Raw genomic sequence first — 20619 nt, 5'->3', positions numbered from 1 at the left:
GATCGTGGAGGGCGGGCCATGGCGGTCGCGGGCGCGAGAACATCATGGCGGCTCCTTCTTCCACGAAGTCGTCTATGAAATCATATAGCTTCCTTCCGGAAAGGAGTAGGCGATGAGGCTCAAGGGTAAGGTCGCACTGGTCGCCGGGGCGGGTACGGGCATCGGCGCGGCCACCGCCCGCAAGTTCGTCGCCGAGGGCGCGAGCGTCGTGCTCACCGGGCGCAGGCCCGGTCCGCTGGCGGAGGTGGCGGCCGACCTGGGGGAGGCGGCCCTGGCCGTCCCCGCCGACATGGCCGACACCACCCAGGTGCGCGAGGCCGTGCGGGCGGGCGTGGAGCGGTTCGGGTCCCTGGACGTGGTGATCGCCAACGCCGGGGGGCACGGCGGCAACGCGGTCGCCGACACCGACGACGAGGACTGGCGGCTCAGCATCGAGTCCAACCTGACGACCTGCTTCGTGACCTGCCGGGAGGCGCTGCCCGCGCTGCTGGAGTCCAAGGGGGCGATCGTCGCGGTGTCGTCGATCGCGGGGCTGACGGCCGGGCCGGCCGTCGCTGGATATGTCACGACAAAGCATGCGCTGGTGGGCCTGACCCGCTCGATCGCCCGTGACTACGGCCCCCGGGGCGTACGGATCAACTGCCTGTGCCCCGGCTGGGTGCGCACCCCGATGGCCGACGAGCAGATGGACGAACTGGTCGAACGGGACGGCATCACCAGGGACGAGGCGTACGCGCTGGTCACCAAGGACGTGCCGCTGCGCCGCCCGGCCACCGCCGAGGAGATCGCCGCGGTCTGCCTGTTCCTCGCCTCGCCGGAGAGCGCCATCATGACCGGCAGCGTGGTCGTCGCCGACGGCGGCGCCACCGCCGTGGATCTCCCCACCCTCGCCTTCGGCTGAGGTCCGCGTGATGGAGACCTTCGACGTCGTCGTGGTCGGCGCGGGATCGGCCGGGGCCGCCGTGGCCGGCCGGCTCGCCGGCGACGGCATGCGCGTGCTGCTGCTCGAAGCGGGCGGTCCCGACACCGACCCCGACATCCGCGACCCCGGCGGGGTGTTCCGGCTGTGGGGCGGGCCCGACGACTACAACTACCTCACCGCGCCGCAGCGCCACCTCGGCGGGCGGCGGCTGCACTGGCCGCGCGGGAAGGTGCTGGGCGGCTCCTCCTCGCTCAACGGCATGATCTTCGTCAGGGGCGCGGCGGCCGACTTCGACGGCTGGGGGCCCGGCTGGTCGTACGCCGAGGTGCTCCCGTACTTCAAGCGGCTGGAGGACTTCGACCGCGGCGCCGACGACTACCGCGGGGCGGGCGGCCCGGTACGGGTGATCTCCGACTACACGCCGCACCCGGTCAACGCGGCGATCGTGGCCGCGGCCGTCGAGCAGGGCATCCCGTTCAACCCCGACTGCAACGGCGAGCGGGTCGACGGCGCCGGGTTCTGCCAGCTCACCATCAAGGACGGCCACCGGCACAGCACCGCCACCGCCTACCTGGGCGAGCGGCCGACACTGGAGATCCGCACCCGGGCCCGCGCCCGCAGGCTGCTGTTGCGCGGCAGGCGGTGCGTCGGCGTCGAGTACACCAGGGACGGCACGCCGTACCGCGTCGGCGCCGAACACCAGGTCGTGGTCAGCGCCGGGACCCTCGAATCGCCCCGGCTGCTCATGCTCTCCGGGCTCGGCGACCCCGCCGCGCTGCGCCGGCACGACATCCCCGTCGCGGAGAAGCTGCCCGAGGTCGGGCGGAACCTGCACGACCACGCCCTCGTCCCGGTGATCGTGGCCGCCCGCCGTCCGGTGCCGCCCGCGCTGCCCGGCCTCCAGGCCATGCACAGCCAGTTGTTCTGGCGCAGCCGCTCCGGGCTGCCCGCCCCCGACGTGCAGCCGCTGTTCTTCCACATCCCGCTGTACGACGAGGAGATGACCGGCCCCGCGGACGCCTTCACGCTCATGGCCGGGATCGTGCGGCCGGAAAGCCGCGGGCACCTCGCGCTGACCTCGGCCGACCCGGACGCGCCGCTGCACATCGATCCCGGCTACCTCCAGGCCGCGGCCGACCGCACCTGCATGCGGGCGGCCGTCGAGCTGTGCCGGGAACTGGCCCGCGCCGACGCGCTGAAGGAGTGGGCGGGCGGCGAACTCTACCCGGGTGACCGCGACGTGTCAGAGCACATCGCGCGGACCCTGGTCACCTACCACCACCAGGCCGGGACCTGTGCCATGGGGACGGTCGTGGACCATCGGCTCAGGGTGCACGGCGTCGAGGGGCTGCGGGTGGCCGACGTCTCGATCATGCCCACCGTCACCTCGGGGAACACCAACGCGCCCGCCATCATGATCGGGGAAAGGTGCGCCGACCTGGTACGTGAGGACCTTTAACGGCGGTGTCGTGCGGTCAGGCGGCACGACATGCCCTCGGGGATCAGCGTCGGGCCGAACAGCGGGCGGACCCGGTCCAGGCCGGGGGCGTCGAGGTCGTGGCCGGTGACCAGGTGCGCCGCGGTGAGCAGCAGGATCGCCGTGCCCAGGTGCGTACCGAGGCAGCCGCGCGGCCCGGCGGCGAAGGGCAGGTACGCGCCCGGCGCGTGCGGCGGGTCGTCGCCCAGCCACCGGGCCGGGTCGAACCGCTCGGGCTCCTTCCAGTGACGCTCGTCGTGGTGCAGCAGGTACGGGCTGAACATGATGGCCGTGCCCGGCGGGACCGTCCATCTGCCGAGCGTGACATCGGTGACCGCGTCGCGGCCGAGCAGCCAGGCGGGCGGATGGAAGCGCAGCACCTCCTGCACGAACGCCTGCGTGTACGGCAGCGCGCGTTCCGGCCGGGCCGCGACCTCCTCCGCCGGGGCGGCGGCCACCTCGGCGCGTATCCGGTCGAACAGATCGGGATGGGCGGCCAGGTGATACAGCAGCCAGCTCCAGGCCCCGCCCATGGTGCCGATCGCGCCCAGCACGGTGATGCCCAGCGCGGCCTGCGCGACGTCGGCGGGCACCGGCTCGTCCCTGGTGAGGAGGTGTTCGAGCAGCGTGACCGGCTCGCCCCCGGACACCGGGCGGCCTTCGGCCAGCAGCGGCGCGATATGGTCCCGGATGCTGTGGTCGGCGCGCTGGACGCGGCGGCGCAGCCGGCTGGGCCACCAGCTCGGGATGCGGATGGCCGCCTCACCGGCCTTGCGGCCCTCGGTGAACGCCGTCAGCAGCGCGTCGGCCAGCCCCGGCGGCGGGTCGGGGAAGTACAGCGGCAGCATGGTGTTCACGCAGACCCGCCAGGCCCGCTCGGCCGGGTCGAACCAGCCGTCTTCCAGCGCGCGTAGCTCGCCCGCCAGCGCCGCGCTCACCAGGGGCAGCAGCTCGGGCAGCGCGGCGGGCCGCAGCACCGGCAGCGCCGCCTGGCGGGTGCGCATCCATTGCCGGGTCTGCTCCGGCGTGGGGAACCTGCCGCCGTGCAACGGGTTGGCGTTCGGTACGCAGTCCCGGTTGGTGTGGACCAGCACCTTGGTGATCTCGGCCGGGTCGGTGACCACCACCACGTCGGTGTCGAACCGGAACACATCGCCGTACCTGCGCCGGCAGTCCTCCAGAAACCCTGCCGGACGGGATTCGTACTCGTCGAGATGGCGGCTGAAAACGCCATTGCGCGGCCCGGGGATCGCTTCGGCCATACGTTTTGACATCGTGCCCCTTCGCCGCTGTTCGCTACCGTTCGCCGTTGTTGGGAAAAGGCGGTGCCGGCCTTTAGGGGACCCGCCGGCACCGCCGGGTGCAGTGTGCTGCTAGCGGAGTCGGTAGATCGGGTAACGACCCTTCATCTGCCCGCGGTGCAGGCGCAATGCGCGCTTGATCAGCCTCGCCATGCTTCCCACCTTCTCTCCTTGACGCGACTATGCCCAGACGTTCACACATTTTGGTAAACAAAGCAATGGGCGATGGGAGATGACCCGATCCGGGGGCGGTGACCCTTTTCGGAAAGCGATATCAGGTGTATCGGGAAATCATTGATACCGGCTGCCCGAAAATCGCCCTGGTCATCAGGTGGCGGGCGGGCGGAAGCCGTCGAGGGTGAAACGGATCAGGCGGTCGCTCTGGTCGTCGCCCGCCGTCTCGCGGGTCCAGGCGGCGGCGCCCATCAAGGCGGTGAGGTCGTCCGCGCGGACCTCGGGGCGCAGCAGACCGGCGGTGCGCGCGGCGGCGGTGATGCGCTCGGTCAGGCCGGCCATCCGCTCGCAGAACTTCCTCACCGGCCAGGCCGCCTTCACCATGGACGGCGGCCTGCGCGGGGCCTACGGCGACGGCCGCATGTCCTACATCGACTGCGCGGACATCGCGGCCTGCGCCGCACGACTGCTGGCCGACGGCGGCGGGATCGGCGAGACGTACGCGCTCACCGGCCCCGAAGCGCTCGATCACCACACCATCGCCGCCAGGCTCTCCCGCACGATCGGCAGAACGGTCCGCTACCAGGACCATTCACCGGAGGAGTTCGCGTCCATCCTGACGGCGCAGGGCGTCCCGGCATGGTTCGCCTCCGACGCCGCCGCCCTGTCCGCCGAAACCGCCGCCGGACACCTCGCCGCCACCACCTCAGCGGTCCACACCCTGACCGGCCGCCCCCACGGACCTTCGACGACTTCCTGACCGCGAACCAGGACCACCTCCGCGCAGCCCCCCACCTGGGCCGCTGACGGCCGCGGCAGGCCAACCGCCCGCTCGGCGCGCACGAGTGTGCCGACATCGGGCCGCCCCCGGACCGGCCGGACGTGGCCCCCTCGGCGTCTCCGCACCGCCGTACCCCCTATCCGATCGGCGACCGCCTGGGCCGCCAGCGATCGGCGGTGAGCCGATCGTCCGCTCGGTGGGTGCGGTTCCTGGTGTCTTCGCACCGTCGTACCGTCCATCCGCCGGAGCGGAGGAGGTCAGTGGGCGGCGGTGGCGGGGGCGCGGGTGCGCAGCAGGTCGGCGACATCGGTCAGGGCCATCTGGATACGGCCGTGGACGCGGGGATTGAGCAGGATGGTCCCGTCGAAGTCGGCGGCGGCGGCGAAGACCGCGACCGGCACGGTCAACGCCTGGAAGAAGCCGAACAGCGGGCGCAGGGCGTGTTCAAGGACGAGCGCGTGGTGCTCGCCGCCGCCCGTGGCGGCGAGCAGGACGAGCCGGCCGGCCAGCGCGTACTGGTCCACCAGGTCGAAGAAGTGCTTGAACATCCCCGGGTAGGACCCCCGGAACACCGGGATCGCCGCGATCAGCAGGTCGGCGTTCTCGGCCAGCTTGAGTGCGGCCTCGACGCCGGGGGAGACCTGCTCGCGCTCGACCACCCCGGTGAACTCCGGGCCGAGTTCGTAGACATCGATCCGGGACGTCTGGATCGGCATCATCTCCGCGAGCGTCGCCAGGATCACATCGACGAGGCCCATCGTCTTGGAGGGCCGGTTCGGGCTGCCGTTGACCACCACGACGCGCAGCGCCGGACCGGCCGCCGAGGTGGCGATCATGCCGTCCGCCCTGCGAGGGTGGCGGTCTCCCGGCGTACGACGGGCGCGACCTCGGTGCCCAGCCGCTCGATCGCCGCCAGGTGCTCCTTCTGTGGCATCCCGCCGAAACCCATCTGGATGAGGGCGCGGCTGACGCCGTACAGCTCATGGTAGGTGAGCAGCTTGTCGATGACCTCCTGTGAGCTGCCCGCCAGCAGGCCGGAGCCCGGAGACACCTGCGCGTCGAAGGCCGGGCGGGAGAGCGGGAAGCCCTGGCCGCGCTGGTGGTTGTTCTCCATCATCCCTTTCGCGAAATAGGGGTACATGGTCTCCCGGGCCTCCTGGCTGGTGCGCCCGACGTACCCGTGGGTGTTGATGCTGATCGGCAGCGTGGCCGGATCGTGCCCGGCCTGCGCGGCGGCGGCGCGGTACAGCTCGACGGTCTGCTCGTGGTAGGTCACCGGCCCGAGCAGCAGGGCCAGCGCCATCGGCAGGCCGAGCCGGCCGGTGCTGACCGCCGACGCGGGCGAGCCGCCGACCCCCACCCAGATCGGGATGGTGTCGCCGTCCGCGCGGGGCGCGATGTCGGCGTCGTGCAGCGGCGGGCGGAAGCGCCCGGACCAGGTGAGCGGGTTGCGCTCGCGGATCTTGAGCAGCAGGTCCAGCTTCTCGCGGAACAGGTCCGCGTAGTCCCGCAGGTCGTATCCGAACAGCGGGAAGGACTCGGTGTAGGAGCCGCGGCCCGCGATGATCTCGGCCCGGCCCGCCGACAGCAGGTCGATCGTGGCGAACTGCTCCCAGACGCGCACCGGGTCCTCCGAACTGAGCACGGTGACCGAACTCGTCAGCCGGATGTGCTCGGTCGCCTCGGCCGCGGCGGCGAGCAGGATCGCCGGCGCGGACCCGACGAAGTCGGTGCGGTGGTGCTCACCGACGCCGAACACGTCCAGGCCCACCTGGTCGGCGAGCCGCGCCTGCTCGATCGTCTCCCGCACGCGCTGCCGCGGCGAAGGCGTCCGCCCGGTGACGGGATCTTCCGTCACCTCGCCGAACGTCATGATTCCGATCTCGAATGTCATCTGCCCGTTCCTCTCTACGCGGCCGGGGCGATCCCGCGGCACAACAGTATTAAGTTATCTGCGCAGACAACTATTCCCGCCGAGTCGGGCGGGTACGACGGCGCAAGGCGTTCGGGTGCCCATCGCCTGGCGCGAGGGCGTGTCGTTCACCCTGGCCGAGGACGAGATCCGGCTGGAGGCCGCCCGCCTGCTGCCTGTCGCACCCTCGTGCTGCGTGCGGACGCGAGCCGTCCATGTGTGGGGGCCCGGCTTGGCGCGGTTCGGCTTAACGCGGCTCGGCCTGGGTCGGTTCGGCCTGGCTCGGTTCGGGCGCGAGCCGGTCCCAGATGCCGGCGAGGGTGCGCAGGTCGTCGTCGTCGAGCCGGTCGAAGAAGAGCCTGTGCAGGTCCTGGTACTGCTGACGCCACGCCTTGCGCAACAGGGCGCGTCCCTCGGTGGTCAGCGTCACATCGAAGCCGCGCCCATCGACGGCCGATCGCCGCCGCTCGATGAGCCCACGCTGTTCCAGGCGGTCGGCGAGCCGGGTGAACCCGCCGGTGGACATCAGCCGGCGCTCGGCCAGGTCGGACATCCGCATGCCCTTCTCGCCGGCCTCGCCGAGAAGGGAGAGCACGCTGTACTCGGCCATGCTCACGTTCAGGGGCGCGAGCCCTGCCTCGATCGAGCGCCAGATCCTGTCATGGGTCAACAGGAAGCCTCGCCAGGCATCGTCCTCTAGGGGCCGCAACCTCTCAGTCGCCATGACGGCACTGTAGTCGGGAACGGCCGGGCGCTTGTCCGCCGTACCATTGCCTGTACAGGCAGGTAGTAGCCGGCCACCAGCCGGTGAAGCCCGTCTCTACGCCGCCTCGGGCTCGGGCCATGGCAGCCCCGGAAGGGGACGCGGGTTTCCAGTTACGGCAAGCCCAGGTGCCTGCCGCCCGCCGTACTCAGTCACGCCCTTGTGCCCGGCCTTTCAACGTGTGCCATGCCTGCTCGCCGTTCCAGCACCGACCAAAAGCACCCCACCCACCGCCTGCTTCTCTCCCGCCGTTCCCCATCGCCCCTCCGGGCCGATCCTCTCGCCTCCGGCGAGTAGACGCGCTCCGCGCGCCCAATGGCCTTCGCTTCTCCACGGCCCGTCCCTTATCCAGGACGATGATCCGGTCGGCGCTGCGGATGGTGGAGAGCCGGTGGGCGATGACGATCGTGGTGTGCCCGCGGCGGAGGTTGCGCAGCGCGGCCTGGATGTCGCGTTCGTTTTCGGTGTCGAGGTTCGACGCGGCCTCGTCCATGACCAGTACCGTCGCGGGTGACACCAGGGCGCGGGCGATGGCCAGTCGCTGGCGCTGGCCGCCGGAGAGCCGGGCGCCCCGTTCGCCCGCGTCGGCGTCGTACCCGCCGGGCAGCGCGCTGATGAACTCGTGGGCGTTGGCGGCGCGGTCGAAGCGGATCGCCGGGTTCCGCACGCTGGGAGCCTCGCGGGCGGTGTCGGTGACCTGGGCGGGCTGGTCGGTCAGTTCCAGTACGCGGCGGGCGCTCGCGCGCAGCGGCGCGAGTTGTCCGGCCTGCACGACCACCTCCAGCACCGGGCGGATCGCGGCGATCGTGATCCCGACCGTTTGTTCACCTGGCGACAGGAGCCGACGTCGCGCCGTAGGTCCTGCCCCGAGGCCCTGGCGGGACTGTTCCTGATCTCCTACGTCGGGCTGAGCCCGCCCGCCATCGGCGTCGGCATCGCCACCCGGTTCGTGCCCGCGACCACCGCGATGGGCTGGCTCACCGGGGTGCTGGTCGTGCTGCTCGCCGCCTTCGCCGTCCTCTCCCGCCGCAGGTGATTCCGGCCCCCGGGTCAGCCTTCCAGGAAGATCCTGAGCACGGCGTTGAGGGTCACGGAGATGCCGATGCCGCCCAGCGTCCAGCCCAGGATCTTGGGGGTGTTCCGGGTCAGCCAGTCGTTGACGCGTTGCAGCAGGGGTTCCACCGTCCGGTGCGCGGCTCGGCGGGCGATGGTGAGGACGATCGCGGGCAGGATCATCACCAGGCAGTATCCGGCGAGCGAGGCCCCGGTGAGCCCCCAGCCCAGGTCGGCGTTGGCGATCAGGCCCACCGCCGCGAGGTACGGCAGCATGGTGGCCACCTCCACCAGCGCCGCCGGCAGCGCCAGGTTCATCAGCCCCCCGGCGCCGCCGTCGCCCATCATCACCCTGGCCCGCCACCGCTGGATCTTGCCGGGACCGCCCTCGCGCCGCCGGGCCTTCGCCTCCAGCCAGTAGCTCAGCGCGATGATCGCCAGGCCGAGGACCAGTTGTGCCACCTTCAGGGTGGTCGGCGGGAAGGCCGCGACGGCGGACCGTGCCGCTGCGAGCACGGCGTCGGCTCCCAGGGTGAGCAGTACGCCCACGCAGAGGTAGAACACCGCCACCGTCGCCAGGTAGACGGCGATCCGGCCGACGCGCGGCCGGCCGGGGGCGAGCAGCAGCCAGACCGGGATCAGCAGGGTGCCGAAGCTGGTGCTGTCGATCAGGCCCAGCCCGGCCAGCGCCAGCGCGAGTGTCATGCTCACGCGCCGGCCCTCCGCCCGAACAGCCGCCCGGCGTACGTGGCGAGGGCCGCGCGGATCGCGGGGATGTCGTAGCCGTCGCCGGTCGCGGCATGGTGGAGGCACAGCCCGTCCACGAACGCCACCAGCGCCGTCGCCTCCGCCCTCGGATCGAGGTCGTCGTCCGGCTCGCCGGTGCGCTGGGCGGCGGTGAGGGCGTCGGTGATGCCGTCGATCAGCTCGCCGGTCGCGGCCCGGTGGATCGCGGCCATCCGCTCGCTGGTGAGCGAGGCGGTCAGGAAGTTCAGCCAGACCCGTAGCTCCCGCTCCCGGGTCTCGTCCAGCGGGAGGAACGTCTCCATCAGCCGTACCACGACGTCTCGCACCGGAGGGGCGATCTCCACCCGGTGGAGGCGGTCGGTGGCGCGCTGGTAGACGTACTCGATCCCGAAGATCAGCAACTCGTCTTTGGTGCGGAAGTACCGTTGCACCAGGCCCACCGACACGTCGGCCGCCGCCGCGACGTCGGCCAGCGTGGTCCCGCCGAGCCCGCGCTCGGCCAGCGTGCGGAGCAGTGCTTCGGCGATCTGGAGTCGCCGCGTGTCCGGATCGGCATGTCGGGTCATAAGAAAATAATACAGTACTATTATTTTCGCCTACTGGATCGACGTTCTAGTACTCGAACGTCGATCCGGTAGACTCGGCCCGGGAGGACGCGATGGCGGGACATATCGAGGTAAACGGGCTCACCTACGTGCTGCCGGACGGGCGGCTGCTGTTGCACGAGGTGTCGTTCCGGGTCGGTGACGGCGTCAAGGCCGGGCTGGTCGGGCCCAACGGCGCGGGCAAGACCACCCTGCTACGGCTGGTCGCCGGCGACCTGCGGCCGGACGAGGGGCGGGTGGTCTGCTCCGGCGGGCTGGGCGTGATGCGGCAGTTCATCGGCAGCGTCCGCGACGACCGGACCGTCCATGACCTGCTGCTTTCGGTGGCCCCCGACCGGGTGCGCGCCGCCGCCGCGACCCTGGCACGGGCCGAGGCGGCGATGGCCGCACGCGACGACGAGGCGACCCAACTGGCCTACGCGCAGGCGATCAGCGACTACGCCGACGCCGGCGGCTACGACATGGACGTGGTGTGGGACACCTGCGCGACGGCGGCCCTGGGTCTGCCGTACGACGCGGTCAAGGCGCGCCCGGTGGGCACTTTGTCCGGCGGTGAGCAGAAACGGCTCGTCCTGGAGGCCCTGCTACGCGGCCCGGATCAGGTCCTGCTGCTCGACGAACCGGACAACTACCTTGACGTGCCCGCCAAGCTGTGGCTGGAGGAGCGACTGCGCGCCACGGCCAAGACGGTCCTGCTGGTCTCGCACGACCGGCAACTGCTGGCCGACGCCACCGACCGCATCGTGACCGTGGAGGCGCGCGGCGTCTGGGTCCACGGCGGCGGCTTCGCGACGTACGCCGAGGGCCGCCAGAGCCGCATCGACCGGCTGGAGGAACGCCGCCGCCGCTGGGACGAGGAGCACGCCAAGCTCAGGCGCCTGGTCCAGACCCTCCGCCAGACCGCCACCAACAACGACGCCGTATCCTCCGCCTACCGGGCCGCGCGCACCCGGCTGGCGCGGTTCGAGGAGGCGGGGCCGCCCGAGCGCCCGCCCAGGCAGCAGAACGTGCGCATGCGGCTGCGCGGTGGCCGCACCGGCAAACGCGCCGTCACCTGCGAGAATTTGGAGCTGACCGGCCTGATGCGGCCTTTCGGCACGGAGATCTGGTACGGCGAGCGGGTGGGCGTCCTCGGGTCCAACGGTTCGGGCAAGTCCCACTTCCTGCGGCTGCTGGCCGAGGCGGCCGACGGCGCGGTGCCGAAGGTCGCGCACCGGGGTTCGGTACGCCTGGGCGCGCGGGTGACCCCCGGTCACTTCGTACAGACCCACACCCGCCCCGACCTGCACGGCCGCACCCCGGCCGAGCTGGTGACGACCGGCCACGCCCTCACCCTGAACGACGCGATGGCCGCGCTCGCCCGCTACGAACTCGCCCCGGCCGCCGGCCAACGCTTCGAGACCCTGTCCGGCGGACAGCAGGCCCGCCTCCAGATCCTGCTACTGGAACTGTCCGGCGCGACCCTGCTCCTGCTCGACGAACCGACCGACAACCTCGACCTCGCCGGCGCCGAGGCCCTGCAACAGGGCCTCGCCTCCTTCTCCGGCACCGTCCTGGCCGTCACCCACGACCGCTGGTTCGCCGCCGACTTCGACCGCTTCCTCATCTTCGGCGCCAACGGCACCGTCTACGAAAGCCCGAAACCCATCTGGGACGAATCCCGCGTCGAGCGGGAGTCCAAGAACTACCCAGCGGCGGACGAAGTCACCGGCCACCCCCGACCGACCGTTGCATGACCGGGTCGACGTCGCCGCCGCGGGGATTCGTGGCGAGGAAGGCTCTCCGTGGGTTCGTACCTTCCCCAGCTAGGGGTGACCGATGGCTCGATTCCTAGGCGCGCTCATACTCCCGGCCGTGGCCTCATCGGTGCCGGTGGCGGCCTTCACCACTGAAGTGAAAGGGCGAATGACCCCCCATGCCCGATCTTGAGCAGTACTCACACCTGGACTCGAACACGTCGGCGGTTCAGGTATGTGATCTGGTGCAGGCGGGGAGGCGTGCGGGCTGATGTCGCGGTTCCTGGGCAAGGTGCTGCTGCCGGGTGTGGATACGTCGGTGCCGGTGGTACGGGCGTTCGCGCGGGCGCTGCTCGCGGTTCACAGGCATGCCGGGGACGAGTTCCCGGTGTTGCTGGTGGTCAGCGAGCTGGTCTCTAACTCGGTCCAGCACTCCGATTCCGGGCGGGTGCCGGATGGGCGGGTGTGGGTGGAGTTCGAGATGGTCGGCCCCGTGCTGCATGTCACGGTGGGCGACGGTGGCGCGGAGCGAGCATGCCGAAGATGCGTGACGCGGACGGCGACCGTGAGTCCCATCCGACAGCGACCTCACCCTCGGACCACCAGCGACGCCCTTCATCGGCGTCGCTCACGCCGGCCGCTTCAGCTCCAGGTCGGCCCACACCGAGCGGCCTGTCGCGATCTCCTCCACGCCCCATCATGTGTCCAGCGGTCGGTGCAGGGGTGATCGGCGTTCAGTGCCGGACCGATGATCCCGGAGTGGTGGAGCTGCTTCGGCTACTCGATCATGCGGAGACACGGTTGCATGTGCGGGCCGAGCGGGCGATGTTGCATGCCTTGCAGGGGCATTGCAACTCTCCGATCGCCGGGCACTGCACCACGACTCTGGATGGTCAGCTTTCGTTGATCGGAATGGTTTTTACCCGAGAGGGTGGGAAGTTCGCCTACGCGCATGAATGGGATGCGCCGACGCGCCCGGATGAGCTGGGTGGGTACGTCGCCGCCGTACTGGCGCGCAAGGGGGCTCGGAACATCATCGCGGGCATCCCGCATTGAGAGTGAGCCGCCTGGACGGGTGATGGCGGCTCAGGGGGCGCGGTGGTGCAGTGGGAGCACGGTGAGGGTCGCAGAAATAGGGCGTGCCGAAGGCTCCTTTTGGGGGTGGACCTGACGCTCACGCTCACCACAGAGCGGTTGCGCGGCCTGCTCACCGGCCGCGCGACCGCCGACGGCATCGGCCACGAAGGCGACCTCAACGCCCTGAGCCGCCTCACCGCCCTGCTCGACGCCCCGGCACCCGCGTTCCCGATCGTCACCCCCTGGGGATGCGGCCGTTGAGCACCGCGTCCACCAGCCGGTCCACCGGGACGCCCGGGGCGCGGTGGCCCTGGCGGCCGGTCATGGTGGTGGCCGCGACCAGCGCGTTGAGCACCGCCTCCTCGACGGCGTGGACGATGGCCGCGAAGAAGGCGTCGAGCCGGTTCCAGGGGATGTGCCGGAGGGTGTCGTAACCCGGCTCGCCGTGCGGGAACTCCGACGGGGTGAGCACGTTGCCGGTGGAGAACGCCAGGAAGATGTCGCCGGAGAAGTGCGAGCCCGTGGTGCCGGTGCGGGCCAGGCCGAGCGGCACCCGGCGGGCCAGCGCCGAGCACTGGCCGGGCAGCAGCGGCGCGTCGGTGGCGATGACGGCGATCACCGACCCCGCGCCTGGCGGGTGCCGCCAGTCGCCCTTCTCGATGGGGTTGTCGTCGGCGAGCAGCGCGCCCACCGGCACCCCGCACACGGTCAGCTCCTTGCGGGAGCCGAAGTTGGCCTGGACGAACGCGCCGACCGTGTAGGAGTCCCGGCCATAGCGCACCACCCGGGAGGAGGTGCCGCTGCCGGCCTTGAAGGCGTAGCAGTTCATCCCGGTGCCGCCGCCGACCGACCCCTCGGCGACCGGCCCCCCGGCCGCGGCGTCGATCGCGGCCACGGCGTGCTCGGGCCGGACGTGCGGGCCGTTGATGTCGTTGAGGTAGCCGTCCCAGGTCTCGGCCACGACGGGCAGCAGCCACTGCTCGGCGACCTGCGGTTTCTCCCGCGCCACCCAGTCGATCACGCCCCGGTGGCACGGCCCCACCGCGTGCGTGTTGGTGATCAGCACCGGCAGCCGTACCGACCCGATCTCGTCCAGCAGCGCGGTGCCGGTCATCTCGCCGTTGCCGTTCAGGGAGTACCGGCCCGCGGCGCACGGCAGGTGGACGTCCGGCCGGGGGCGCGGCAGGATCGCGGTCACGCCGGTGCGGACCGCGTCGCCCTCGATCAGCGTCGTGTAGCCGACCTCGACGCCGGGCACGTCGGTGATCGCGTTGAGCGGGCCGGTGTCCCCGGTCAGGGGCAGGCCGAGGTCGCGGGCGCGCATCAGACCTCCAGGTCGCAGCGGGTGGCGTCGGCGGCGTAGGCGATCAGCATCGTCTCGGCCTCGGCCGGGGTGAACGTGGGCACCGCCTGGGTGATGTGCAGCCCCAGGCCGTCTTCCAGGGCGACCAGGCCCCGGGCGATGACGGCGGCGGCGCGGGTCAGGTCGAACACCCCGGTCGCCGCGCCCGTTTCGAGGATCGCGGTGTAGAGACCGGCCTGGCGCTCGTACAGGCGGATGTGCTGGGCGGCGTAGGCGGGGGTGCGGCGGGCGTACGCGCCCAGCTCGTAGAGCAGCACGCTCAGCTCGTCGTCCCTGCCGGTGGGCAGGCCCGCCCTGATGGTCCCGACCAGCTTTCTGCGCGGGTCGGGCTCGCGGCGCGCGGCCTCCTCGCGGCCCACGCAGAACCGCTCGACGGCGTCGCGCTGCACCTCGTGCAGCAGGTCGCCGAGCGTCGGGAAGTAGTAGAGGACCGAGCCGGTGGACATCTCGGCCTGGGAGGCCACGTCGCGCAGCCGCAGCTCCAGCACGCCCCGGTCGAGAACGGCTCGACGGGCCGCGGCGACGAGTTCGCCGCGCCGGTGATGCGCTCGGCTTGGTCGTGGCATGGCGGTCATTCTTCAGCCGATCATCAAATAACGCAAGAGCCTACTTTTCGTGACTTAGTCGTGCTCAAGACACTATTGACGTCGGCCGGGATCGAGTTCTTTTATGGCCAGTCAAAGAACCACGACTCAGGAGGCCGCCATGTCGGATCCGTCGTCGTCACCCTCCACAGCCTCCACACCCTCCGCCCCGCCACTGCGCCGCGGGCTCAAAGTACTCGGCACCCTGCTCATCACCCTCTCCGCCATCACCCCCGCCTCCTCCGTTTTCATCATCGCGCCCGGCGTCGTGCGCCAGGCGGGCAGCGGCGCGTTCTGGAGTTTCGTGATCGCGGCGGTGGTGGGCGTCTTCATGGCCTTCGTCTACGCGGAGCTGGCCTCGGCCTACCCGCTCAGCGGCGGTGAGTACGCCATCGTCGGCCGGACCCTGGGCAGGCTGCCCGGGTTCGTCATCCTCGGCCTGCTGGTGATCACCCAACTACTGATCATCGCGGTCATCGCGCTGGGCGTCGGCACGTACCTGGCGGTGCTGATCCCGGGGGTGCCCGGCCCGGTCGTGGCCGCGGTGACGACGGCGGCGGCGACCGTGCTGGCGGTGTTCGACATCAAGCTCAACGCCTGGATCACCGGTATCTTCCTGGCGATCGAGATGATCGCGCTGGTCGTGGTGAGCGCCCTCGGGCTGCTGGACCCGGCGCGCTCGCTCGGCGAACTGCTCACCGCGCCCGTCACGGTGGCCGATGGCGTCGTCGCGCCCGCCTCGGCGGGGCTGATCGTCGGCGCGGCGGCCGTGGCGATCTTCGCGTACAACGGGTACGGCTCGGCGGTCTACTTCGGCGAGGAGACCACCGACGCCCAGCGCGGCATCGCCCGCGCCATCCTGTGGGCGCTGGCGATCACCGTCGTGGCCGAGCTGGTCCCGATCACCGCCGTACTGCTCGGCGCGCCGTCGCTGACCGAGCTGTTCGCCTCCGGCAACATGATGGGCCTCTTCGTCGCCACCAAGGCGGGCGCGACGGTGAACTCCGTGATCAGCCTGGCCATCGCGCTGGCCATCGTCAACGCCGTGCTGGCGATCATCCTCATCTCCGCGCGCATGGTGTTCAGCACCGGCAGGGACACCGCCTGGCCGGGCGCGGTCAGCCGGGGCCTCGCCGCGATCCACCCCCGTACCGGCACACCGTGGATCGCCACGCTGGTCACCGGCGGGTTCGCCACCGTGCTGTGCTTCGCCGACGAAGAACTCCTGCTGGTCGTCACCGGCACCTCCCTCGTCGCGGTGTACGCGGCGCTGTGCCTGGCCGTGCTCGCCGGGAGGCGCAACGGCACCACCGCGCACGCCGCCTACCGGATGCCATGGTTCCCGGTCGCGCCGGTGCTCGCCCTGGCCGCGCTGGCCTACGTCATCTGGCAGAACGCGATGGACCCCGTGGTCGGGCGGACCAGCCTGCTGATCACCCTGGGCGTGTGCGCCGCCGCCGCGCTGTACTACCTACTGGTGCTGCGGGGGCGCGGCCAGTGGGTACTGCGCGGCCCTGCGGGGGAGGAGACCGACACGCCGGAACCGCTCGAATCCGTATAGGCGGAACGTACAGGGAAGGGACCGTACATGACGTTCACCGAGCACCATCCCCCCACGGCAGACGTCGCCGAGGCGGGCTGGGGCAACCTGTGGCCGCACTTCACCCGGATGGCCGCGCCCCCCGGCCCGGTCATCACCCGGGGCGAGGGCGCCTACATCTGGGACGAGCAGGGCAGGCGGATGCTCGACGGGCTGTCCGGCCTGTTCGTCGTCCAGGTGGGCCACGGCCGCCGCGAACTGGCCGAGGTGATGGCCGCCCAGGCCACCGAGCTGGCGTACTTCCCGGTGTGGGGGTACGCCACCCGGCCGGCGATCCAGCTGGCCGAACGGCTCGCCGACGCCGCCCCCGGCGACCTGAACCGGGTGTTCTTCACCACCGGCGGCGGCGAGGCGGTGGAGAGCGCCTGGAAGGTCGCCAAGCAGTACTTCAAGCTCACCGGCCGCCCGCTCAAGCACAAGGTGATCAGCCGGGCCGTCGCCTACCACGGCACCCCGCAGGGCGCGCTGGCGATCACCGGGCTGCCCGCGATGAAGCAGCAGTTCGAGCCGCTGACCCCGGGCGGCTTCCGGGTGCCGAACACCAACATCTACCGCGCCACCGAGCACGGTGACGACCCGGTCGCGTTCGGCCGGTGGGCGGCCGACCGGATCGAGGAGGCCATCCTGTTCGAGGGGCCGGAGACCGTCGCCGCGGTCGTGCTGGAACCGGTCCAGAACTCCGGCGGCTGTTTCACCCCGCCGCCCGGATACTTCCAGCGGGTCCGGGAGATCTGCGACACCTATGACGTGCTGCTGGTCTCCGACGAGGTGATCTGCGCGTTCGGGCGGCACGGTACGACCTTCGCCTGCGAGAAGTTCGGTTTCGTGCCGGACATCGTGACCTGCGCCAAGGGCATGAGCTCCGGCTACGCCCCGATCGGCGCGATGATCGCCACCGACCGGATCGCCGAGCCGTTCCTGCACGGGAAGACCATGTTCCCGCACGGGTACACCTTCGGCGGCCACCCGGTGGCCGCGGCGGTGTCGCTGGCCAACCTGGACATCTTCGACAGGGAACTGCTCAACCGGCGGGTGCTGGACAACGAGGCCGCGTTCGAGGCGACCATGCGCAAACTGCTCGACCTCCCGATCGTCGGCGACGTCCGCGGCGACGGCTACTTCTGGGCGGTGGAACTGGTCAAGGACAAGGCCACCAAGCAGACCCTGGACGCCGAGGAGCGCGACCTGCTGATCCGCGGCTTCCTGCCCGCGGCCCTGCGGGACAACGGCCTGTACTGCCGCCCGGACGACCGCGGCGACCCCGTGGTCCAGGTGGCCCCGCCGCTGATCTGCGGCCAGGCCGAGTTCGACGAGATCGAGCGCATCCTGCGGCACACCCTCACCGAGGCCGCCGCGTTGCTGTGACCGCCGGCGGGGCCGGGACGCTCTAGCATTTCGCGGGTGACCTCCTACGGCGATCCCGACGTGTTCGAGTACCTGGACGTCTCGGCCCTGCCGCCGCGGCAGCAGCGCATCCTGGCCACCATCCGGGACTGGGTGGCCAGGCACGGCCACCCGCCGAGCACGCGCGAGATCGGCCAGGCGGTGGGGCTGCGGTCCACCTCGTCGGTGTCGCGCCACCTCAAGAGCCTGGAGGACAAGGGGTTCCTGCGCCGGGGCACGGGGCTGTCCCGGCCGATCGACGTGCGGCTGTTCATACGGGCCGCGGCCCCGCGACCGGCCGCCGACGTGGTGACCGTGCCCGTCGTCGGCGACATCGCGGCGGGCACGCCCATCACGGCCGTCGAGCACCTGGACGACACGCTGACCCTGCCCCGCGAGCTGACCGGGCGGGGCACGGTGTTCGGCCTGCGCGTGCGCGGCGACTCGATGATCGACGCGGCGATCTGCGACGGCGACATCGTCGTGGTACGGCAGCAGCCCGAGGCGTACTCGGGCCAGATCGTGGCCGCGATGATCGACGGCGAGGCCACCGTCAAGGTCTACCGCCGTCGCGCCGGCCGCGTCCTCCTCGAACCCCGCAACCCCGCCTACGACATCATCGACGGCGAGGACGCCGCCATCCTGGGCATCGTCGTCTCGGTCCTGCGCAACATCTGACCAGCCCCCGCGATCAGGCCCCGCCGAGCGCATCGGCCGCCGGCGCACGGCCCGGCAGCACGCCGAGTGGCTGGAGAGCGGAAGGTCCCGGGTGGAATCGGGGGCTTTGGACTGATCCAAAATGATGGTCGCTCTCGTACCATGATGGGCGTGCAGGGCCTTCTCCGCTCCTTGTGGACCGAGCCTCGCCCGCCCCATCCTCCGCGGCGGGTTTGGCGGGACTGGGCGCTGGTGGGGCTGCTCGTGCCGGTGATCGTGCTGGAAGGCGTGCTGCGGACCGACCTCCAGTGGCGGCCGCTGTCGGTGATCTTTCCGCTGGTCATGCTTGTGACGCTGCTGTGGCGGCGTACCAGGCCGCTGCTCAGCCTCGCCGTCCCCGTCGCCGGTACGGCCGCGATCCAGCTCCTGACCGGGGCCGATCCGGCGGAGATGTCGTCGATGGCGTACATGCTGATCCTGCTGTACGCGCTGTCGCGGTGGGGGTCCGGGCGGGAGGCGCTGGCCGGGCTGGTGCTGATCTGCGGCACGGTGGTGGCCGCCGCCGTCGCCGGGCGGCTCGTGGCGGGGGACATCGTGGGAGCGTTCACCGTCGTGTTCGCGGCGGCGGCGCTGGGCGGCACGTTCCGGTACCGGGCGGGGGCCCGGATGCGCGAACTCGCCCAGGTCAAGCTGCTGGAACGCGAGCAACTGGCCCGTGACCTGCACGACACCGTCGCCCACCACGTGTCGGCGATGGCGATCAGGGCGCAGGCGGGCATCGCCACGGCGGCGGCCGACCCGGACACCGCCGCCGACGCCGCCGTGGCCGCGCTGCGGGTGATCGAGGCCGAGGCGTCCCGCACGCTCGCCGAGATGCGGGCGATGGTGCTGGTACTCCGCCGGGACGCCGCGTCCGCGCCGCTGGAGATGGCGCCGAACCCGCACCTCGCCGACCTCGAACAGCTCGCCGACCGGCCGCGTACCGGCCCGTCCGTGGAGGTGGAGATCGAGGGCGACCTCGACGGCGTGCCACCGTCAGTCGGCGCGGCGATCTACCGCATCGCCCAGGAGTCGGTCACCAACGCCCGGCGGCACGCCCGGCACGCCACCCGGATCGAGGTCAGCGTGGCGGCGGGGGAGACGTCGGTGCTGCTGCGGGTGACCGACGACGGTGACAGCACCGCAGGGCGTCCCATCGCGGCCTTTGGGTACGGCCTGCTCGGCATGACGGAACGCGCCGGGCTGCTCGGCGGCACCTGCGAGGCCGGCCCCAACCCCGGTCGCGGCTGGACCGTGACCGCCGTACTGCCCCGGACGGGAGCCCCCACGTGACCAGCGGTGACATCAAGGTGATGGTCGCGGACGACCAGGAGATCGCGCGCACCGGGCTGCGGATGATCCTCGACGCGCAGCCCGGCATCGAGGTCGTGGCCGAGGCCGGCGACGGGCTGCGGGCCGTCGAACTGGCCCGGCGGCTGCGGCCCGACGTGTGCCTGTTCGACATCCGCATGCCGCGCTGCGACGGCATCGAGGCCACCGCCCGGCTGGCCGGGCCCGGCGTGGCCGACCCGATGGCCGTCGTGGTCATCACCACGTTCGATCTGGACGAGTACGTCTACGCCGCGCTCCGGGCCGGGGCCCGCGGCTTCCTGCTCAAGGACGCCGGGCCCGATTTGCTCTCCCAGGCCGTGCGCGCCGCCGCGCGCGGGGACGCGCTGATCGCCCCGAGCATCACCGCGCGGCTGCTGGCGGCGTTCGCGGGCAACGGCCCGTCCGGGCCCCGGGCGCAGCCGATCGAGCCGCTGACCGAACGCGAGGAGGAGATCCTGCTGACCGTGGCCAGGGGGCGGACCAACAACGAGATCGCCGACGAGCTGCACATCTCACTGAGCACGGTGAAAAGCCACGTCGCCAGCCTGATGACCAAGCTCGGCGTCCGCAACCGGGTCGAGATCGCCATGTGGGCGTACGAGACCGACCGGGTGCCGCGCTGAGCGGCGGCCCCGCCCGCGGCGGATGATCCACTCGGCCACGGCCACGTTGATCAGCCAGCCCGCGCCGACCAGCAGCTCCCGGGTGAGCGCGCCGGGCGGGCCGTAGGCGGCGATCCAGATGGCCTGGGTGAACGCCTGCGTCCCGGCGGCGGCCCCGATCGCGTACGCCCGGATCATCCACGCGCGGTGCCCGCCGATGTCCCGGCGGTGGACGGCGGCGACGCCGAGTACCAGGCAGCCGGCCATGGCCGACCCGAACACCAGCCGGAACGCCACGAGCGGCCCCTCCCCGGCGGGCGGCAGCGTCAGCCACAACCCCGACAGCGCGCTCGCGAGACCGAGAGCGACCAGGACCCGCCCGGCCGCGCGGTGCCGCCCCGGCCTGCGCCGCCGGAACCGGGGCGCGAACTGGAACGCCCCCGCCACGCCGTAGCAGGTCGCGGCCACGATGCTGTCTCTTATAAACATCTGACGCTGCCGACGACTAGTC

General features: G+C 71.6%; 23 protein-coding genes. 12 read left to right on the top strand and 11 right to left on the bottom strand.

Annotated features, from left to right (window positions below):
• Positions 1-112 precede the first annotated feature (112 nt).
• Both C1I98_RS15070 and C1I98_RS15065 read left to right on the top strand, forming a co-directional pair.
• Complete coding sequence (locus tag C1I98_RS15070) at positions 113-901, top strand: SDR family NAD(P)-dependent oxidoreductase (protein ID WP_111167825.1); 789 nt, start codon at positions 113-115, stop codon at positions 899-901.
• A gap of 10 nt (positions 902-911) precedes the next feature.
• On the top strand, positions 912-2381 hold the full coding sequence (locus C1I98_RS15065) for a GMC family oxidoreductase (protein WP_111167833.1): 1470 nt from the start codon (positions 912-914) through the stop codon (positions 2379-2381).
• Here the strand turns inward: C1I98_RS15065 and C1I98_RS15060 are convergent.
• On the bottom strand, positions 2378-3673 hold the full coding sequence (locus tag C1I98_RS15060; RefSeq protein WP_111167823.1) for a cytochrome P450: 1296 nt from the start codon (positions 3671-3673) through the stop codon (positions 2378-2380). The genes C1I98_RS15065 and C1I98_RS15060 overlap by 4 nt on opposite strands.
• 354 nt (positions 3674-4027) lie before the next feature.
• On the bottom strand, positions 4028-4216 hold the full coding sequence (locus C1I98_RS41410; RefSeq protein WP_158558044.1) for an SbtR family transcriptional regulator: 189 nt from the start codon (positions 4214-4216) through the stop codon (positions 4028-4030).
• Between C1I98_RS41410 and C1I98_RS41405 the strand changes: the two genes are divergently transcribed.
• Positions 4194-4634, top strand: a complete 441-nt coding sequence (locus C1I98_RS41405) for a Rossmann-fold NAD(P)-binding domain-containing protein (RefSeq protein WP_158558043.1) — start codon at positions 4194-4196, stop codon at positions 4632-4634. The genes C1I98_RS41410 and C1I98_RS41405 overlap by 23 nt on opposite strands.
• Before the next feature lie 278 nt (positions 4635-4912).
• Here C1I98_RS41405 and C1I98_RS15050 read toward each other — a convergent pair whose 3' ends face one another.
• From C1I98_RS15050 to C1I98_RS43890, 4 genes are all read right to left on the bottom strand, one after another.
• Positions 4913-5491: an NAD(P)H-dependent oxidoreductase gene (locus C1I98_RS15050; RefSeq protein ID WP_111167819.1), complete on the bottom strand. Its 579-nt coding sequence runs from the start codon at positions 5489-5491 to the stop codon at positions 4913-4915.
• A complete protein-coding gene (locus C1I98_RS15045; RefSeq protein ID WP_111167818.1) occupies positions 5488-6549 on the bottom strand; it encodes an LLM class flavin-dependent oxidoreductase in 1062 nt (353 codons plus the stop codon). Before C1I98_RS15045 ends, C1I98_RS15050 begins: the two co-directional genes overlap by 4 nt.
• 265 nt (positions 6550-6814) lie before the next feature.
• The gene (locus C1I98_RS15040) at positions 6815-7237 is read right to left on the bottom strand and encodes a MarR family winged helix-turn-helix transcriptional regulator (protein WP_158558042.1); all 423 of its coding nucleotides are present in this window, start codon (positions 7235-7237) and stop codon (positions 6815-6817) included.
• 241 nt (positions 7238-7478) lie between these two features.
• A complete protein-coding gene (locus tag C1I98_RS43890; RefSeq protein ID WP_233507884.1) occupies positions 7479-8117 on the bottom strand; it encodes an ATP-binding cassette domain-containing protein in 639 nt (212 codons plus the stop codon).
• A gap of 33 nt (positions 8118-8150) precedes the next feature.
• Here C1I98_RS43890 and C1I98_RS43885 point away from each other — a divergent pair, with 33 nt between their 5' ends.
• Positions 8151-8366: a hypothetical protein gene (locus tag C1I98_RS43885; RefSeq protein WP_233507883.1), complete on the top strand. Its 216-nt coding sequence runs from the start codon at positions 8151-8153 to the stop codon at positions 8364-8366.
• Between the two features lie 14 nt (positions 8367-8380).
• On the opposite strand, the gene C1I98_RS15030 is transcribed toward C1I98_RS43885, so the two are convergent.
• Positions 8381-9088, bottom strand: coding sequence for a GAP family protein (locus C1I98_RS15030; protein WP_111167814.1), 708 nt, complete (start codon positions 9086-9088; stop codon positions 8381-8383).
• Between the two features lie 2 nt (positions 9089-9090).
• Positions 9091-9696 carry a TetR/AcrR family transcriptional regulator gene (locus tag C1I98_RS15025; RefSeq protein WP_111167812.1) on the bottom strand — a complete coding sequence of 202 codons (606 nt, stop codon included), beginning with the start codon at positions 9694-9696 and terminating at the stop codon, positions 9091-9093.
• Between the two features lie 92 nt (positions 9697-9788).
• Here C1I98_RS15025 and C1I98_RS15020 point away from each other — a divergent pair, with 92 nt between their 5' ends.
• From C1I98_RS15020 to C1I98_RS15010, 3 genes are all read left to right on the top strand, one after another.
• Entirely contained in the window at positions 9789-11471 is a 1683-nt protein-coding gene (locus C1I98_RS15020) for an ABC-F family ATP-binding cassette domain-containing protein (protein ID WP_111167810.1), read from the top strand.
• A 759-nt stretch (positions 11472-12230) separates the two neighbouring features.
• Positions 12231-12527 (top strand): hypothetical protein, encoded by a 297-nt coding sequence (locus C1I98_RS42880; RefSeq protein ID WP_199536960.1) that lies wholly within the window; start codon positions 12231-12233, stop codon positions 12525-12527.
• 105 nt (positions 12528-12632) lie between these two features.
• Positions 12633-12809, top strand: coding sequence for an alkyl sulfatase C-terminal domain-containing protein (locus tag C1I98_RS15010; RefSeq protein WP_233507882.1), 177 nt, complete (start codon positions 12633-12635; stop codon positions 12807-12809).
• On the opposite strand, the gene C1I98_RS15005 is transcribed toward C1I98_RS15010, so the two are convergent.
• On the bottom strand, positions 12784-13872 hold the full coding sequence (locus tag C1I98_RS15005; protein ID WP_111167806.1) for a DmpA family aminopeptidase: 1089 nt from the start codon (positions 13870-13872) through the stop codon (positions 12784-12786). The genes C1I98_RS15010 and C1I98_RS15005 overlap by 26 nt on opposite strands.
• Complete coding sequence (locus C1I98_RS15000) at positions 13872-14477, bottom strand: TetR/AcrR family transcriptional regulator (protein WP_111167829.1); 606 nt, start codon at positions 14475-14477, stop codon at positions 13872-13874. Before C1I98_RS15000 ends, C1I98_RS15005 begins: the two co-directional genes overlap by 1 nt.
• A 139-nt stretch (positions 14478-14616) precedes the next feature.
• Here C1I98_RS15000 and C1I98_RS14995 point away from each other — a divergent pair, with 139 nt between their 5' ends.
• The 5 genes from C1I98_RS14995 to C1I98_RS14975 all read left to right on the top strand — a co-directional run bounded on the left by C1I98_RS14995 (position 14617) and on the right by C1I98_RS14975 (position 20129).
• Positions 14617-16056, top strand: a complete 1440-nt coding sequence (locus C1I98_RS14995) for an APC family permease (RefSeq protein WP_111167805.1) — start codon at positions 14617-14619, stop codon at positions 16054-16056.
• A 27-nt stretch (positions 16057-16083) separates the two neighbouring features.
• The gene (locus tag C1I98_RS14990) at positions 16084-17460 is read left to right on the top strand and encodes an aspartate aminotransferase family protein (RefSeq protein ID WP_111167803.1); all 1377 of its coding nucleotides are present in this window, start codon (positions 16084-16086) and stop codon (positions 17458-17460) included.
• A 36-nt stretch (positions 17461-17496) separates the two neighbouring features.
• Positions 17497-18156: a transcriptional repressor LexA gene (gene lexA, locus C1I98_RS14985; protein ID WP_111167801.1), complete on the top strand. Its 660-nt coding sequence runs from the start codon at positions 17497-17499 to the stop codon at positions 18154-18156.
• A 150-nt stretch (positions 18157-18306) separates the two neighbouring features.
• The gene (locus tag C1I98_RS14980; RefSeq protein ID WP_438672082.1) at positions 18307-19467 is read left to right on the top strand and encodes a sensor histidine kinase; all 1161 of its coding nucleotides are present in this window, start codon (positions 18307-18309) and stop codon (positions 19465-19467) included.
• A gap of 20 nt (positions 19468-19487) precedes the next feature.
• A complete protein-coding gene (locus C1I98_RS14975) occupies positions 19488-20129 on the top strand; it encodes a response regulator (RefSeq protein ID WP_111167827.1) in 642 nt (213 codons plus the stop codon).
• Here the strand turns inward: C1I98_RS14975 and C1I98_RS14970 are convergent.
• On the bottom strand, positions 20019-20576 hold the full coding sequence (locus C1I98_RS14970) for a DUF2306 domain-containing protein (protein ID WP_233507881.1): 558 nt from the start codon (positions 20574-20576) through the stop codon (positions 20019-20021). The two genes, C1I98_RS14975 and C1I98_RS14970, sit on opposite strands and share 111 nt — an antisense overlap.
• Between the last annotated feature and the right edge of the window lie 43 nt (positions 20577-20619).

It is taken from the genome of Spongiactinospora gelatinilytica (assembly GCF_003236385.1).
Classification (GTDB): Bacteria; Actinomycetota; Actinomycetes; order Streptosporangiales; family Streptosporangiaceae; genus Spongiactinospora; species Spongiactinospora gelatinilytica.
The sequence above is the reverse complement of the archived record's forward strand: the minus strand, read 5'-3'. Positions and strand labels throughout refer to the sequence as shown.

What these genes read in the sequence shown, in the direction of transcription:
- C1I98_RS15020 (WP_111167810.1), top strand. Translation starts at nt 9,789, where the DNA reads ATGGCGGGACATATCGAGGTAAACGGGCTCACCTACGTGCTGCCGGAC.
- C1I98_RS41410 (WP_158558044.1), bottom strand. Translation starts at nt 4,216, where the DNA reads ATGGCCGGCCTGACCGAGCGCATCACCGCCGCCGCGCGCACCGCCGGT.
- C1I98_RS41405 (WP_158558043.1), top strand. Translation starts at nt 4,194, where the DNA reads ATGCGCTCGGTCAGGCCGGCCATCCGCTCGCAGAACTTCCTCACCGGC.
- C1I98_RS15005 (WP_111167806.1), bottom strand. Translation starts at nt 13,872, where the DNA reads ATGCGCGCCCGCGACCTCGGCCTGCCCCTGACCGGGGACACCGGCCCG.
- C1I98_RS15050 (WP_111167819.1), bottom strand. Translation starts at nt 5,491, where the DNA reads ATGATCGCCACCTCGGCGGCCGGTCCGGCGCTGCGCGTCGTGGTGGTC.
- C1I98_RS15025 (WP_111167812.1), bottom strand. Translation starts at nt 9,696, where the DNA reads ATGACCCGACATGCCGATCCGGACACGCGGCGACTCCAGATCGCCGAA.
- C1I98_RS15030 (WP_111167814.1), bottom strand. Translation starts at nt 9,088, where the DNA reads ATGACACTCGCGCTGGCGCTGGCCGGGCTGGGCCTGATCGACAGCACC.
- C1I98_RS15060 (WP_111167823.1), bottom strand. Translation starts at nt 3,673, where the DNA reads ATGTCAAAACGTATGGCCGAAGCGATCCCCGGGCCGCGCAATGGCGTT.
- C1I98_RS14995 (WP_111167805.1), top strand. Translation starts at nt 14,617, where the DNA reads ATGTCGGATCCGTCGTCGTCACCCTCCACAGCCTCCACACCCTCCGCC.
- C1I98_RS15000 (WP_111167829.1), bottom strand. Translation starts at nt 14,477, where the DNA reads ATGCCACGACCAAGCCGAGCGCATCACCGGCGCGGCGAACTCGTCGCC.
- C1I98_RS15065 (WP_111167833.1), top strand. Translation starts at nt 912, where the DNA reads ATGGAGACCTTCGACGTCGTCGTGGTCGGCGCGGGATCGGCCGGGGCC.
- C1I98_RS14990 (WP_111167803.1), top strand. Translation starts at nt 16,084, where the DNA reads ATGACGTTCACCGAGCACCATCCCCCCACGGCAGACGTCGCCGAGGCG.
- C1I98_RS15070 (WP_111167825.1), top strand. Translation starts at nt 113, where the DNA reads ATGAGGCTCAAGGGTAAGGTCGCACTGGTCGCCGGGGCGGGTACGGGC.
- C1I98_RS15045 (WP_111167818.1), bottom strand. Translation starts at nt 6,549, where the DNA reads ATGACATTCGAGATCGGAATCATGACGTTCGGCGAGGTGACGGAAGAT.
- C1I98_RS14975 (WP_111167827.1), top strand. Translation starts at nt 19,488, where the DNA reads ATGGTCGCGGACGACCAGGAGATCGCGCGCACCGGGCTGCGGATGATC.